This window comes from Pyxidicoccus fallax (assembly GCF_012933655.1).
In the GTDB taxonomy this organism is placed as follows: domain Bacteria; phylum Myxococcota; class Myxococcia; order Myxococcales; family Myxococcaceae; genus Myxococcus; species Myxococcus fallax.
Map to the genome: position 1 here is coordinate 32,902 of NZ_JABBJJ010000015.1, position 14,487 is coordinate 47,388.

10 protein-coding genes are annotated in these 14,487 nt (G+C 68.0%); 4 read left to right on the forward strand and 6 right to left on the reverse strand.

What is annotated here, in order from left to right; all coding sequences use genetic code 11:
- The first annotated feature begins 149 nt into the window (after nt 1-149).
- Complete coding sequence (locus HG543_RS05145) at nt 150-785, forward strand: DUF7710 domain-containing protein (RefSeq protein WP_169343544.1); 636 nt, start codon at nt 150-152, stop codon at nt 783-785.
- On the opposite strand, the gene HG543_RS05150 is transcribed toward HG543_RS05145, so the two are convergent.
- From HG543_RS05150 to HG543_RS05160, 3 genes are all read right to left on the reverse strand, one after another.
- Nucleotides 782-2,497 carry a GMC oxidoreductase gene (locus HG543_RS05150; protein ID WP_211193741.1) on the reverse strand — a complete coding sequence of 572 codons (1,716 nt, stop codon included), beginning with the start codon at nt 2,495-2,497 and terminating at the stop codon, nt 782-784. The two genes, HG543_RS05145 and HG543_RS05150, sit on opposite strands and share 4 nt — an antisense overlap.
- A gap of 330 nt (nt 2,498-2,827) precedes the next feature.
- Nucleotides 2,828-4,447 carry a zinc-dependent metalloprotease gene (locus HG543_RS56185; protein ID WP_343073279.1) on the reverse strand — a complete coding sequence of 540 codons (1,620 nt, stop codon included), beginning with the start codon at nt 4,445-4,447 and terminating at the stop codon, nt 2,828-2,830.
- Nucleotides 4,448-4,490: 43 nt separating this feature from the next.
- Complete coding sequence (locus HG543_RS05160) at nt 4,491-5,009, reverse strand: hypothetical protein (RefSeq protein WP_169343546.1); 519 nt, start codon at nt 5,007-5,009, stop codon at nt 4,491-4,493.
- A 378-nt stretch (nt 5,010-5,387) separates the two neighbouring features.
- Here HG543_RS05160 and HG543_RS05165 point away from each other — a divergent pair, with 378 nt between their 5' ends.
- On the forward strand, nt 5,388-6,224 hold the full coding sequence (locus tag HG543_RS05165) for an MSCRAMM family protein (protein ID WP_169343547.1): 837 nt from the start codon (nt 5,388-5,390) through the stop codon (nt 6,222-6,224).
- Nucleotides 6,225-6,312: 88 nt separating this feature from the next.
- On the opposite strand, the gene HG543_RS05170 is transcribed toward HG543_RS05165, so the two are convergent.
- Nucleotides 6,313-8,649 (reverse strand): CBM96 family carbohydrate-binding protein, encoded by a 2,337-nt coding sequence (locus tag HG543_RS05170; protein WP_169343548.1) that lies wholly within the window; start codon nt 8,647-8,649, stop codon nt 6,313-6,315.
- Between the two features lie 350 nt (nt 8,650-8,999).
- A complete protein-coding gene (locus HG543_RS05175) occupies nt 9,000-11,342 on the reverse strand; it encodes a CBM96 family carbohydrate-binding protein (RefSeq protein ID WP_169343549.1) in 2,343 nt (780 codons plus the stop codon).
- A 312-nt stretch (nt 11,343-11,654) separates the two neighbouring features.
- Between HG543_RS05175 and HG543_RS05180 the strand changes: the two genes are divergently transcribed.
- Nucleotides 11,655-12,470, forward strand: a complete 816-nt coding sequence (locus HG543_RS05180) for an N-acyl amino acid synthase FeeM domain-containing protein (protein ID WP_169343550.1) — start codon at nt 11,655-11,657, stop codon at nt 12,468-12,470.
- Between the two features lie 79 nt (nt 12,471-12,549).
- Nucleotides 12,550-13,260: an iron-containing redox enzyme family protein gene (locus tag HG543_RS05185; RefSeq protein WP_169343551.1), complete on the forward strand. Its 711-nt coding sequence runs from the start codon at nt 12,550-12,552 to the stop codon at nt 13,258-13,260.
- Nucleotides 13,261-13,376: 116 nt separating this feature from the next.
- On the opposite strand, the gene HG543_RS05190 is transcribed toward HG543_RS05185, so the two are convergent.
- A complete protein-coding gene (locus HG543_RS05190) occupies nt 13,377-14,471 on the reverse strand; it encodes a helix-turn-helix transcriptional regulator (RefSeq protein ID WP_169343552.1) in 1,095 nt (364 codons plus the stop codon).
- Nucleotides 14,472-14,487: the final 16 nt, after the last annotated feature.

The window sequence follows — 14,487 nt, forward strand, 5'->3', positions numbered from 1 at the left end:
GGGCGGCCGACGGTGTTCACCCCGGGTGAACGGGCGGGCCGCGGCGAAGGTGGCCGCTGCCGGGTTGCCCGGGCGCCTCGTTCAATCGGGGACGTCCTCCGAGTCCGAATCGCCGGGCGGTAGTACTTTGGACGTCCATAGGGGGAAGCATGCGTCGCCTGAGGTTCCCGTACGTGATGCCCTACAGTCAGCACGACTGGGTGGTGTCGTTCGCCGCCAGCCGGGAAACGCTCGCGCCACTGGGAACGGCCGGCTTCATCGAAGAGGACCCCACGCGAACGGCCAGCGGCCGCGAGTTCTACTGGGCCTTCGAGCGAGACGATGGGTTGCGGTTCGATGTCGTGTGGTACGAGCCCATCGAGTCCGCCGTGGTTCGTGCCGACCCGCCGGACGCGAACCAGGCCATCGCCGCGCTGCGAAGTCTCGGCGTCGATGCGGACTTCGAGCAGCGACAGCTTCCGGATGAGTTCCAGCCGAAATTGCGTCATGCCCGAGCGGCCGTCTGGGTGTTCACGGGGAAGGGCGCCACGCAGCCCACGGCGGTCTTCTCCAGGAAGCAGAGCGCTGACAAGTGGCTGGCGAAGACCGGCTACTCGGGCGTGCTGGTGGCCTATCCGCTCGACTCCTCGCTCCATGAATTCGAGCGGAACTTCGGTAGCCAGGGCCTGCCTCCCCCCAATTCCCCCGAGGCACAAGCGTTCGTGGGTACCCTCGGCGAGCGTTATGAGTATGTGGATGGCAGGCAGGTCCCGGAGAAGGCTGGATGCCTGGTGCAGCCCCGCTAGCGCATGCGCGCCACGGGCAGCCGGGTCGTGGTGGCCGCCGCCTGGGCCGTCTGGGTCTTGGCTGACGGCCCGCTGAGCTTGTCGGCGAGGTGCTGGGCCATGGCCACCATGGCCATGGTGGGGTTCCAGGAGCCTCCCGCCGGCCAGAGGCCCCCGCCCGTGACGTAGACGTTGGCGACCCCGCGGGGCCGGTAGTCCAGCCCGACCACCGCCTCGGCGTCATCGCCAATCCACAAGGTGGACCCCTCGTGCACCAGTCCCGGCACCCGACGCTCCGTGACACCCGGGCGCTCCCGGGTCCACGTGCCCTCGTCGGGCGTTCCATGCCAGTACTCCACCCGGCTCGCACCCTGGGGAGACAGGGCCAGCTCCAGCATCTGGAACGTCGCTTCGTCCATGGTGTCCCACGTCGCGCGGTCGGTGTCGTTGGCGAGGACCTGCAGCAGCACGTTCGTCGTCGGGTCCTCCTCTCCATTCAGCCGCAGCCAGTTGTCGCGGTTGCGGAAGTCCAGCTCGCCCAGGACCGCGCAGACGAAGACGAGGTAGTCCTGGGAGCTCGCGAGCTGGGTGGGCGAGGCCGTGGCCACCACGTCGGGCATGTACCGGGCCGCGCGCTGCGCGTTCTTCGCGGGGTCCTTGTCGGAGAGCACCGAGAGCTGGACGTGGTACTGCATCCCGCTGCTGGCATTCGTTCCGGCCATGTAGATGGCGGCCAGCTCCATCTCCGCCAGCTTGTCGCCGAACGGGTAGTCCTTCCTCGGAATCCGGCCCACCACGGAGGTGATGAAGTGCGCCGTGAAGCGGGTGCCGGCGTTCTTGACCTGCGGGAACGAGTTCAGCAGCAGCGTCGTGGGCGGCAGGGTCCCCATGGCGAGCACCAGCTTCGCGGTGCCCAGGTTGACCACGCCGCGTGACGTCTCGAGCGCGGTCGCCACGCCCTCCTGCTGATGGATGCGGGTGACCGTGCAGTCCGTCACGATTTTCAGCGGACTGCCGTTGCCAGCCTTGCTCAGCGCCTCCTGGCGGGTGGCCAGGTCGAGCAGGGGGGCGGGCGTGGAGAACTTCGCGAAGTCGAGGTTCTCCTGGAGGCCGGCGCCCACGGCGATGGGCGCGGCCATGGACCGGGTCGCGGAGCCGATGCGCCCCAGATTGGCGGCCAGCATGGCCTGCAGCTTCTTCTGCATGACGCCGTAGATGGGGCGGCGCTTGGAGGTCTTCTCCAGCATCGCCGCGTCGAGGTCGGTGTCGATCTGGTCCGCGGGGATGACGTTGAGCAGCCGTTCGGCGTCGGCGAAGCGCTCCTCGGCCTCGCGGATGATCTCCTCGGGCCAGAACGCCATCTCCTCCCGCGTGGGGCGTGGGCACCAGCTGCTCCACATGATGCTGCGGCCGCCGAAGAACGGCACCATTCCATGCTGGAAGCCGATGTTCCCTGGCGGCTGACCGGCGGTCCGGGCGGACAACGTCCATGGGAAGGTCTCGGTCAGTCCTCCCAGGACCTGCTGATAGGGGATCGGCAGGTTCTGGAAGTGCTCTGGGAGGAAGAAGGGCCCCCGCTCGATCATCAGGATGCGCGTCCTGGGGTCATGCTTGTAGGCCCGCTCGGCGAAGGCCAGCCGACAAGGGCCGCTGCCGATGATGATGTAGTCGAACCGCTCGAACTCACGAACCTCCTTCCAGGCTTCCTCCGTGAGGAAGAACACATGGTCCATGATCTGCCGCGGCGTCGGAGCCTGAGGGCCCGGCGCCGGAAAGCCATAATTGAAGTTCGGTGACGACGAGACAGCGCTCATATGCCCCCCGGGCCCGCGACAGCGGTGAATGGCGGATGAAGGCTGTCACGGGATGCTCATGCCCCTGACAGACCATGAGCTGGAATTACCAGACTCCGGGGGGGAGTCCGCATCGGGATTGGGGTGGAGTGCGCCAACGCCCGAATCAGCACAGATGCCAGCCTGTGCGTCTTAAGGGAAAACCGTCACACGCCAGGAGGAAGAGGGCCGGGAACCGGCAACAGCGGTCCCCGGCCCGTTCAGCTCAGGCTACTGCGCGGACCAGTTGAGGTGCATGCCCCAGTCGTTGGCGATCTGCGGTGTGATGCCCGGGCTCTGGACGTAGACGCGGAAGCCGGTGGGCGTGGGCACGTAGATGGACGTGCCACCCTGGACGAGCCAGTGGTTGGCGTTGCCCCCCAGCGACGTCAGGTACAGCGGCGTGGACGTGAAGCCGCAGGCGGCGGTGTTCACGTCCAGGTACAGCGCGCCGTCGACGTACTGCTGCCAGGCGGTGGCGCCCGGCGCCGTCTGCCCGGTGCACCGAGGGGGCTGGCGCGCATTGTTCGGCGTGGCCTGCCAGTTGAGGTGCATGCCCCAGTCGTTGGCGATCTGCGGCGTGATGCCCGGGCTCTGGACGTAGACGCGGAAGCCGGTGGGCGTGGGCACGTAGATGGACGTGGCACCCTTCACGAGCCAGTGGTTGGCGTTGCCTCCCAGCGACGTCAGGTACAGCGGCGTGGCCGTGAAGCCGCAGGCCGCCGTGTTCACGTCCAGGTACAGCGCGCCGTCGACGTACTGCTGCCAGGCGGTGACGCCCGGCGCCGTCTGCCCCGTGCACAGCGAGGGCTGGCGCACGTTGTTCGGCGTGGCCTGCCAGTTGAGGTGCATGCCCCAGTCGTTGGCGATCTGCGGCGTGATGCCCGGGCTCTGGACGTAGACGCGGAAGCCGGTGGGCGTGGGCACGTAGATGGACGTGCCACCCTGGACGAGCCAGTGGTTGGCGTTGCCCCCCAGCGACGTCAGGTACAGCGGCGTGGACGTGAAGCCGCAGGCGGCGGTGTTCACGTCCAGGTACAGCGCGCCGTCAACGTACTGCTGCCAGGCGGTGGCGCCCGGCGTCGTCTGCCCCTTGCACACGCTGGTCGCGGCGCCATAGAGCTGCTGGATGCCGGTGAGGTCGGTAGCGGTGAACTCGCCCGTCTCGACCGAGCGGAAGCAGGAGTTCATGAGCGAGCCGCCGACGACCGCCGTGGTCGGCGTACCCGGGATGTGGATGGCGCCGACGCCGGCGTCGCCCTCGTTGCCGCCGCTGCCGCAGCTGATGCTGCGGTTGTAGTAGTCCGAGTGGCGGAACCCGATGGTGTGGCCAATCTCGTGCGTGATGACGTGCTCGATGACGTCGACGCTGTACGAGGAGAGCCCGCCGCCGATGTTGATGGTGTGGTACGGCAGCCCGCCCGAGGGGAATCCGGCGGAGCCTCCCACCACGCCCGGCTGGATGACGGCGTTGATGGTGTAGCTGCAGCCGGTGCTCGGCGTGCGCGCCATGGCGAAGGAGAGCGGCAGCTCGTCGTAGTTCTGGATGGCCAGGTCGAGCGCCGTGCTGAACGCGCCGGTGAACGTCGAGCCGTTGATGCAGATCTTCGTCACCGCCGGGCTGACGAGGTTGGTGGTGCGGTACTGCTCCTCGGTGTCGCCGGCCTCGAGCATCTCGCGTGACGCGGCCAGGGACACCTCGGCGTCACGCCCGACGTAGACCTTCCCGTCGGCGACCATGATGTCGTCTTCCGGGAACCCGGCCTTGACCAGGTTGCCAATGATCTCCTGCGTCTCGTCGGGTGGCTCGGCGCACCCGACTGCCAGCGAAAAGCATCCCGCCGCAAGCACGATACATTTCCGAAACATGGACAGTCCTTTCCAGGCGTGGCGCTTACGGGGTGGCGCAGGTGCGGTTGATGAACGTGCCAGACAGGGTCTGCCAGAACGTCACGCGATAGGACCGGTAGGGCCCCGACATCACCGGGCTGCTGTCGCCATAGCAGGTCGTGATGTGGACCGTCTGTCCCCAGGCCCCCGTGTTCGACTGGTACAGCGAGCCATCGATGTAGATCCGCGTGTCCGCGCCCGAGAAGAGCGAGAGCAGCGAGCCGTCCCAGGTCGGAGCCCGCGAGTAGGGATCCCAGCACTGGAAGCGATACTTGTTGTCACTGCAGCGGAAGTACTCCGTGATTTCGGCCGGACCGAAGCCGAACAGATCCTGCACCATCGCTCCGTCCACGAAGGTCACCCTGCGCTGTGAGCCCTGGGTGGCCGCGTCGTAGTTCTTGATGTCCTGGATCGTATTGAACGCGCCGGTCCCCTGGAGGGACGAGATGTCGCCCGCTCCCGCCAGGGCGGAGCTCGCCAGCAAGGAGGTCAGGGAGATGCCCGCGATAATCGTCGTTCTCATCAGATGGTTTCCTTTCAAGGGCCAGCTCTCAGGCGCTCTGTCTCGTTGTTCCGCGCTCCGGCCTGGCTCCTGGAGTGTACGAGTTTTCACTGACAGCTCAGTGATCTGAATGAGCGGGCTACGCGGGAAGAACCCGTATTTTGCCTGAGACAAAAATCTGCGGCGCGGCTGTGGCACACCCCTGTCACGGTCGCGCTTCCGCGGAGCCAGCTGACGACTCGCTCAGGGCCTCGCCATGCCCTGAATTTTTCGTGTGCGTGTGAATTTCCTGGTGCCCCGCACGTCCAGGGGGGCGGCCGACACACGATGGGGCTTCGTCTCCCCACGTGGAGGGTCCATGCGCCGGCCCGGGGCGCATCCACCAGGGAAGAACCCAACATGCGAATGAATCGATGCGGAGCGCTCGTGGCGCTCCTGATGGCCGTGGTCGTCGTGCAGGGTTGCGGCTCCGACGACTCGGGCGATACCGCCGGAACCGTGACCGGCACCGTGACGCTGGACGACGGCGAGTCGCCCGAAGGCGTGGAGGTCGAGGACCTCGACACGGAGGACACCGTCCTCGCGGACGCGCAGGGGCGCTTCACCCTCGAGAACCTGAAGGCGGGCTCCCGGACGCTCATGGCCGTCCATCCGGGCTACGAGGTCCAGCAGTTGGAGGTGGAGGTGAAGCGGGGGAAGACGACGGACATCTCCATCACGCTCAAGCGCATCAAGCACAAGGTGTCTGGCACCATCCAGCTGGAGGGCGCGTCCTCGCACGAGGGCATCACCGTGACGCTCGAGGACACGGCCTTCAGCACCACCACGGATGCGCAGGGACGCTTCGTCTTCGAAGGGGTGGCGCCGGACGTCTACTTCCTGGTGGCCTCGAAGGACGGCTACGAGGAGCGGACCTCGGTGCTGGGGGTGACGGAGGACACGGTCGTGGAGCCGTGGACCCTGTCGGCCATCGCGGATCCCAGCCTGCTTGGCTTCGTCTTCCTGACGGACAACGCCTCGCCCGTGGGCGTCACCCTGGCGCTCGAGGGCACGGCGTACCGCACCACCATCGACGACGAGTCCGGCTACTTCGGGTTCACGAACGTCCCGCCCGGCGACTACACGCTGGTCGTCTCGAAGCAGGGCTACATCACCGAGACCCGCGCGGTGACGGTGGGCGGAGATGTGTGGGCCTACAACTTCTCGCTGCAGCCCGACACGGGGCTCGTGGAATAGGAGCCCCTCACAGGCGGCGCACCTCGTCTGCCCACGAGCGCTCGAGCCGGCTGCCACCGATGGACCGTGGCAGCCGGCGGACCTCACCTCACGGCGAGTAGTAGACGATCAGCTGTGGCCAGCGGGCCGAGGTGTTCGAGTACTCGCGCGAGTCGTACACCGAGCGGCTTCCCGGTGAATGGAGCCGGAAGGAGATCAGCCCATCCGAGGCCAGGGCCTGCTGCACGGGCGCCACCAGCTTCGGGCTCGCGTTGATGCCCGGCTGCGTGGTGTACGGCATGGTCCGGGTGAACATGGGCCAGGAGCCGAGCTCGCAGCCGAAGCTGGACGGCTTGTTGTTCCAGGTGAGGCCCGTCTCGCTCCAGGTGTTGTTGGGAACCCACCGCGTGTAGACGTTGTGGTCCGCGCCGTAGGTGTCGTCGACGCTGCCCGTGGCCGTGGTCACCAGGACGACGGAGGCGACGCGGGCGGTGGGAGGAAGGGCCGCGAGGTTGAAGCGCAGGAAGGTCTCCACGTCGTCCCGGTTGACGGTCAGGCCCATGGACGTGCCGAAGTTCGCGCTCGGGCTGCTCATCTGCACGGACGCGTCCGCCACCGGGAAGAATGACGCCGCCTGGAGCTCGGAAGTCACCTGCGGATCCCCGGGCTCGAAGTAGCTGATGATCAGCCGGGGCCGCTCACTGGTGACACCGTACTCACGCGAGCGATACACCGTGCTGTAGCCCGGGGACATCAGCCGGAAGGAGATGCGTCGATCCGAGTCCAGTGCCTGCTGCACGGGCGCCCGCAGCTTCGGGCTGGCGTTGACGCCCATCTGCCAGGGCTTGGACGTGGTGCTGGGGTTCCAGAGCCACCAGGAGCCCAGCCGGTCGCCAGTCACCGCGGGCCTGTTGTTCCACGTCATGCCGGTCTCGCTCCAGGTGTCGTCCGGCACCAGGTGCGCATAGACGCTGCCGTCGCCACCGGGGGAATAGCCGCCGATGGCCATCGCCTCCAACCGGACCGAGGCGAGGCGGGCGCCGGCTGGAATGCTGCTCAGGTTGAAGCGCAGGTAGGTCTCGGCCTTGTCTGAGTCGACGTGCAGGCTCAGGTCGTTGCCGAAGTTCGCGTTCGGGGTGGCGGCCTGGACGTTCGTGTCCGCCTCCGGCTCCAACACCACCTGCGTGGGCGTGGAGACGGTGGGCGTGGGGCACGGGGGCGGCACGAAGTAGGAGACGAGGAGCTGGGGCCAGCGAGCCGCGCTGTTCGAGTACTCGCGTGAGTCGTACACCGATCGGCTTCCCGGTGAGTCGAGCCGGAAGGAGATCATCCCGTCCGAGCCCAGCGCCTGCTGCACGGGCGCCACGAGCTTCGGGCTTGAGTTGATACCCGCCTGCGTGGTGTACGACGTGTTCCGCTGCCAGGAGCCGAGGTCGTCGCTGGAGGCGGCGGGCTTGTTGTTCCAGGTGATGCCGGACTCGCTCCAGGTGTTGTCGGAGACGAACCGCGTGTAGACGTTGCCGTCCGCGCCGGGCGTGACGTCGCCCGCCGAGGAGGTGACCACCAGGGAGACGGCGACCACCTGCGCGTTGGACGGGACGCTGCCCAGGCCGAAGCGCAGGAAGGTCTCCGCCGCGGTCCGGTCGACGGTCATGCCCATGGACGCGCCGGAGTTCGAGGTGGGGTTGCTCGACAGGACCTGCGCGTCCGCCAGCGGGTAGAGGGCCGCGACCTGGAGGCCGGTGGTCGCCGGCAGCTCCCCGGGCGCGAAGTAGGTGATGACGAGCTTGGGCCGCTCGCTGGCGACGGGGTACTCACGCGAGCGGTACACCGTTTGGTAGCCCGGGGAGCTCAGCTGGAAGGAGATGCGCTGATCCGAGTCCAGCGCCTGCTGCACGGGTGCCCGCAGCCTCGGGCTGGCGTTGACGCCCAGCTGCCAGGGTTTCGGCGTGGTGTTGGGGTTCCAGAGCCACCAGGAGCCCAGAGGGTCGCCGGTCACCACGGGACTGTTGTTCCAGGTGATGCCGGTCTCGCTCCAGGTGTCATCCGGCATCAGGTGCGTATAGACGCTGCCATCACCGCCAGCGGAGGAGCCGGTGTAGGCCAGCGCCTCCAAGCGGACCAAGGCGATGTGCGAGCCAGCAGGGATGCTGCTCAGGTTGAAGCGCAGGTAGGTGAAGGCCTTGATGGAGTCGACGTGCAGACTCTGGTCGTTGCCATGGTTCGCGCTCGGGAAGCCGGGCTGGACGAACGTGTCCGCCTCGGGCTCCAGGATGATCTGCGTGGGCGTGGGGGCCGAGGTGAGTCGAGCGGCCTGGGCGGGAGGCGCCGGTGGGGCCGGCTGAGACGGTGCTTCGCCGGGACCACAGCCCGGAACGAGTGCCGCCACGAACGGGGCGATGAGCAGGGAACGGAGGGACTGCTTCCACGGGGGTGCGCGATGCATGCGATGACACTCGGGGTCACGCGCGCCGGTCTTTTCCGACGCGACGTGCACACCTAAAGCACCCCCCGAGCCAGGACGCGAAGCGTGCGGGATTCCCAGTCATCTCCGGGACTTGCGCGCCCCTCGGCTTCGTGACGGCGCTCGCGCCGGGGAGAAACGTGCCAGGACTGGCACGCGCGCGCAGAGGCCCAGCGGACGCGGGTGTCATGGGCCTCCGCAGGGCCGCTCGAACGCGGGTTCCTGGTGGCCGACACGACGACACAGCAGGGGACAGGCGGCGCACCTCGTCTCCCCACGAGCGCCCCGAGCCGGCTGCCACAGATGGAGCGTGGCAGCCGGCGGACCTCACCTCACGGCGTGGCCGTGGGAATGGAGTAGTAGACGATCAGCCGTGGCCAGTGGGCCGAGGTGTTCGAGTACTCGCGTGAGTCGTACACCGAGCGGCTCCCCGGGGAATCGAGCCGGAAGGAGATCAGCCCATCCGAAGCCAGCGCCTGCCGCACGGGGTCCACCAGCTTCGGGCTCGCGTTGATGCCCGCCTGCGTGGTGTACGACGTATTCCGCTGCCAGGAGCCGAGCTCGCAGCTGAAGGTGGACGGCCGGGTGTTCCAGGTGAGGCCCGTCTCGCTCCAGGTGTTGTTGGGAACCCACCGCGTGTAGACGTTGTGGTCCGCGCCGGGCGTGACGTCGCCGCCCGAGGACGTGGTCACCAGGACGACGGAGGCGACCTGGGCGGTGGGAGGAAGGGCCGCGAGGTTGAAGCGCAGGAAGGTCTCCGCGCCGTCCCGGTCGACGGTGAGGCTCATGGACGCGCCGGAGTTCGCATCCGGGCTGCTCATCAGCACGGACGCGTCCGCCACCGGGAAGAAAGACGCAGCCTGGAGTTCGGAGGTCACCTGCGGATCCCCGGGCTCGAAGTAGCTGATGACCAGCCGGGGCCTCTCACTGGCGACGCCGTACTCACGCGAGCGATACATCGTGTGGTAGCCCGGAGACATCAGCCGGAACGAGATGAGTCCATCCGAGTCCAGCGCCTGCTGCACGGGCGCCTTCAGCTTCGGGTCGAAGTTGACGCCCAGCTGCAGGGGCTTGGGCGTGGTGTTGGGGTTCCAGAGCCACCAGGAGCCCAGGTCGCTCCCATTCACCGGGGGCCGGGTGTTCCACGTCATGCCAGTCTCGCTCCAGGTGTCGTCCGGCACCAGGTGCGCATAGACGCTGCCATCACCGCCGGCGGAGGAGCCGCCGTAGGCCAGCGCCTCCAGCCGGACCGAGGCGATGCGGGCGCCAGCAGGGATGCTGCTCAGGTTGAAGCGCAGGTAGGTCTCGGCCTTGCTGGAGTCGACGTGCAGGTTCTGGTCGGTGCCGTAGTTCGCGTTCGGAGTGGCGGCCTGGACGTTCGTGTCCGCCTCCGGCTCCAACACCACCTGCGCGGGCGTGGAGGCAGTGGGCGTGGGGCAGGGGGGCGGCACGAAGTAGGAGACGAGGAGCTGGGGCCAGCGGGCCGAGGTGTTCGAGTACTCGCGCGAGTCGTACACCGAGCGGCTTCCCGGTGAGTCGAGCCGGAAGGAGATCATCCCGTCCGAGCCCAGCGCCTCTTGCACAGGCTCCACGAGCGTCGGGCTCGAGTTGATGCCCACCTGGGTCGTGTACTGGCCAGCGCGGTTCCACAGCTGCCAGGAGCCGAGGTCATCGCTGGAGGCGGTGGGCTTGTTGTTCCAGGTGATGGCGGACTCGCTCCAGGTGTTGTCGGAGACGAGCCGCGTGTAGACGTTGCCGTCCGCGCCGGGCGTGACGTCGCCCGCCGAGGAGGTGGCCACCAGGGAGACGGCGACCACCTGCGCGTTGGACGGGACGCTGCCCAGGCCGAAGCGCAGGAAGGTCTCCGCCGCGGTCCGGTCGACGGTCATGCTCCCGGCCTTGCCGGAGTTCCCGGTGGGGCTGCTCGACAGGACCTGCGCGTCCGCCATCGGGTAGAGGGCCACGACCTGGAGGTCGGTGTTCACCGGCAGTTCCCCGGGCGCGAAGTAGGTGATGACGAGCTTGGGCCGCTCGCTGGCGACGGGGTACTCACGCGAGCGGTACACCGTCATGTAGCCCGGGGAGCTCAGCCGGAAGGAGATGCGCTGGTCCGAGTCCAGGGCCTGCTGCACGGGTGCCCTCAGTCTCGGGCTGGCGTTGACGCCCATCTGCAAGGGGCTGGTGCTGCCGTACCAGAGCCACCAGGAACCCAGCCGGTCACCGGTCGCCGCGGGCCTGTTGTTCCAGGTCATGCCGGTCTCGCTCCAGGTGTCATTCGGCACCAGGTGCGCATAGACGCTGCCATCACCGCCGTAGGCAGAGCCGTAGTGGGCCAGCGCCTCCAACCGGACCGAGGCGATGTGCGAGCCAGCGGGGATGCTGCTCAGGTTGAAGCGCAGGTAGGTCTCGGCGTAGCGGGAGTCGACGTTCAGGTTCTGGTTGGTGCCGAAGTTCCCATTCGGGCTGGAGTCCCGGACGAACGTGTCCGCCTCGGGCTCCAGGATGAGCTGCGTGGGCGTGGGGGCCGAGGTGAGTCGAGCGGCCTGGGCGGGAGGCGCCGGTGGGGTCGGCTCCGGCGGTGCTTCGCCGGGACCACAACCCGGAACGAGCGCCGCCACGAGCGGGGCGATGAGCAGGGAACGGAGAGACTGCTTCCACGGGGGTGAGCGATGCATGCGATGACACTCGGGGTCATGCGCGCCGGTCCTTTCCGACGCGACGTGCGTCCCTTGAGCAACCCCCGCGCCAGGACGCGGAGCGCGCGGGATTCCCAGTCACCTCCGGGACTTGCGCGTCCCCTGGCTCCGTGACGGCACTCGCGCCGGGGAGGAACGTGCCAGGACTGGCACGCGCGCGCGGAGGTCCAGCGGACGCGGGTGTCATGGGCCTCGGCGGGGCCGCGCTCGAACTCGGGTCACCCGCGCCGAAAGGACATGCGAGGGCGGTGAGACACCGGCCCGCTTCGCTACCAGGACAGGAGAGGACCCATGACGTGCTGCAGGCCTTGGCGCTGGCGTGTTGCCACCACCCAGCGGGAGCTCGATGACGTGGCTCGCATCCGCTGGGCTGTCTTCGGAGGAGAGCTGGGATTGCTGTCCGAGCAGTCCGCGCTGTCTCGACGGGAGGTGACCTGCGTCGACACGCTCGACACCACGGTGCACGTGCTCGTCTACGCCGGCGCCGAGCCGGTGGCGACGATGCGGGTGGCGTTGCCCAACGCGGAGGTGGCGGCGAACCTGGGGGTGACGGTGGGACTCGAGATGGAGCAGCGGGTGGACCTCTCGGGACTGCTCCAGCCGGGAAGGGTGGTCGCGGAGCCCTCGCGCTTCTGCGTGCTGCCAAAGTGGCGGCGCTCGGAGGCCGTCACGTGGCTGCAGGCGGGCATGTACGTGGAGAGCCGGCGGCGCGGGGTGACGCACTGGATTGCGTCCGCGAACCTGGAGACGGACTCGCCCGAGGACGCGCTCCTCTCATGGCAGGTGGCGGCCCACCGGGGATGGCTGAGTCCGCACTGGCGCGTGGCCGTGCCCGACCCGCGGCAGGCCCCGGTGCACCCTCGCACCCCCTTCTACACGCCGGAGGAGCGGGCGCAGGCGGCGCGGGGGCTGTTGGACGGTTTGCGGCTGCCCAGGTCGCCCTCGCTCTTCGCCAGGACGATGGGGGCGCGCTTCATCGCGGAGCCGCTCTACGACTCGTATTTCCAGTGGTTCACGCTGCCGCTCGTCATGGCGCTCGATGAGGTTCCGGCGGACTCCGTGGCGCGCTTCCACGCGCTGGAGAACGGCGTGAATCCCGCCGCCTAGGCCGGGGCGGTTCCTTCCTTCCTTTCACCTTCAACACGCAGCGACCGGGAGCCCCACGGGCACCGGACAGGAGACGTACGTGCGAACGCAGACGGAGAATCACGTGGGAACGAATTGGTTGGCGGCGCTGGACGCGGAGGCGCGCGGGCTGGTGGCGGCGGTGGATGCACAGCCCGACGGCCGCCGCCTCCTCGATGGGACCCTCGATACGGCGGGCTACATCCACTACCTCGTCCAGACGTACCACTACGCCCGCTGGAGCACGCCCATCCTCGGCGAGGGGGGCGAGCGGCTGAAGCGGCTGGGCCGGCACCCGGAACTGGCGGAGTTGTTGATCCAGAAGGGGGAGGAGGAGCGGGGGCACGACCGGTGGTTGCTGTCGGACCTGAAGAACCTGGGGTGCTCTGAGGAGTCCGTGGAGGCGGCGGCGCGGAGCCCGGCGGTGGAGGCCTATACGGGGTGGAACTTCTTCACGTCCCGCGCGGGCGTGCCGACGGCGGTGCTGGGGACCGCGTACGTGCTGGAGTACCTGTCGCAGACGCGGGCGGGCGTGTGGGCCGAGCGGCTGAAGGAGGTGGGCGCCATTCCCAACATCCACAAGGCCGTGACGTTCCTGCGCAGCCACGGGGCCCTGGACGGAGACCACGTGGCGGAGATGAAGCGAATCCTGGAGCCGCTGACGGACCCGGAGGATCAGGAGGCCATCCTCTTCTCGGCCCGCGTCGCCCGGAGCGTCTTCCCGCGCATCTTCCGTGAGGACGGCGGCTCCAGCCTCCCCCTCGCGAGGTAGAGACAGCCGCACTCGAGCTGGGAGAGCCTCCCGTTCGAACCCTGGCTTTCGGGAGGCGCCTTCCCATGCAATCCCTCGCGGCAATTCCTACCTGTCTCGAGGGCGCGCGGTTCGCCTCACACCGGTCTGTTGAGGTGGGCTGCTTGGTAGAGGAAATCGGCGCGGCTGTCGATGCCCAGCTTTTTGAAGAGGTTTCGCACGTGGGTCTTCACGGTCTGGCCCGAGATCATCAGTTCATCGGCGATCTGTCCATTGGACCAGTTTCGGAGCACGCACCTTGCGATGTCGAGTTCGCGGCGCGAGAGGTCGCGCTGCATGTGCAAGGGGAGGGGGATGGAGTGGGGAAGCTCGGTCAGCACGAGGGCCCATTGCCGGGAGCCGTCAGCCGCGTGCACCTCGATGAACCGGCACGTGCGGTAGCCCTCGGGATGGTTGCGGACCCAGAGGGTATTCCCGAGCCGCGAGTCCGCGTCCATCTGGACCAGCGCGTCCAGTTGCTCCTTGAGGACGCGAGGGAGCCCGGAGGCGTCGAGGTCCGAAGGGGTGAACCAGCGCTCCAGCAGGGTGGTGGCGTGTGGGGAGCGGAACACCTCGTGCGAGGGAGGCTCCACGATGAGATAGGCGGAGTCTGGGCGCTGGTAGAGTTCCTGGAGCAGCTGGGCGCCGGCGGTCAAGTCCTGGTACTTGCGGCAGTTGCGCAGGCTGTTCCTCAGGTGCCTGATGAGGCTGGAGAGGGCAGTGAGGCTCTGGGAGGTGAAGGGGGACCGCTTGTGCCGGTAGAGCGCGAAGGCGCCGAAGAGGCCGCGGCCGATGGGCACGAGGACGGCCATGATGTGTTCCAGGCGCGGCTCCAGCTCCAGGCTGCGTTGGTAGATGAAGGTTCGTTCGTACTCCCCAGGGGAGAGAAGCTGCGTGTCGCAGATGGGCACTCTCGGCCGGGCGATGATGGGGGCCCGGAAGATGTCATGGTCGATGATGCTGGCATACTCCTGGAGAATGGGGATGGGGGGGCCCGGAACGTGCCATCGGAAGTCGATCGAAGGCGCGACGCGCATGAGGCACAGGGCCATGGAGTCGGCCTGGACGAACTCGAGAAGCGACGCTCGCGTGGCTTTGAGGACCTTCGGAAGGGACAGTGAGCTGTTGAGCGCCGTGATGACCCTGTCCCGAACCATGAGTTCGCGGGAGTTGAAGTCCGTTGGATTGAACATCCGCCTCTCCTTGTCA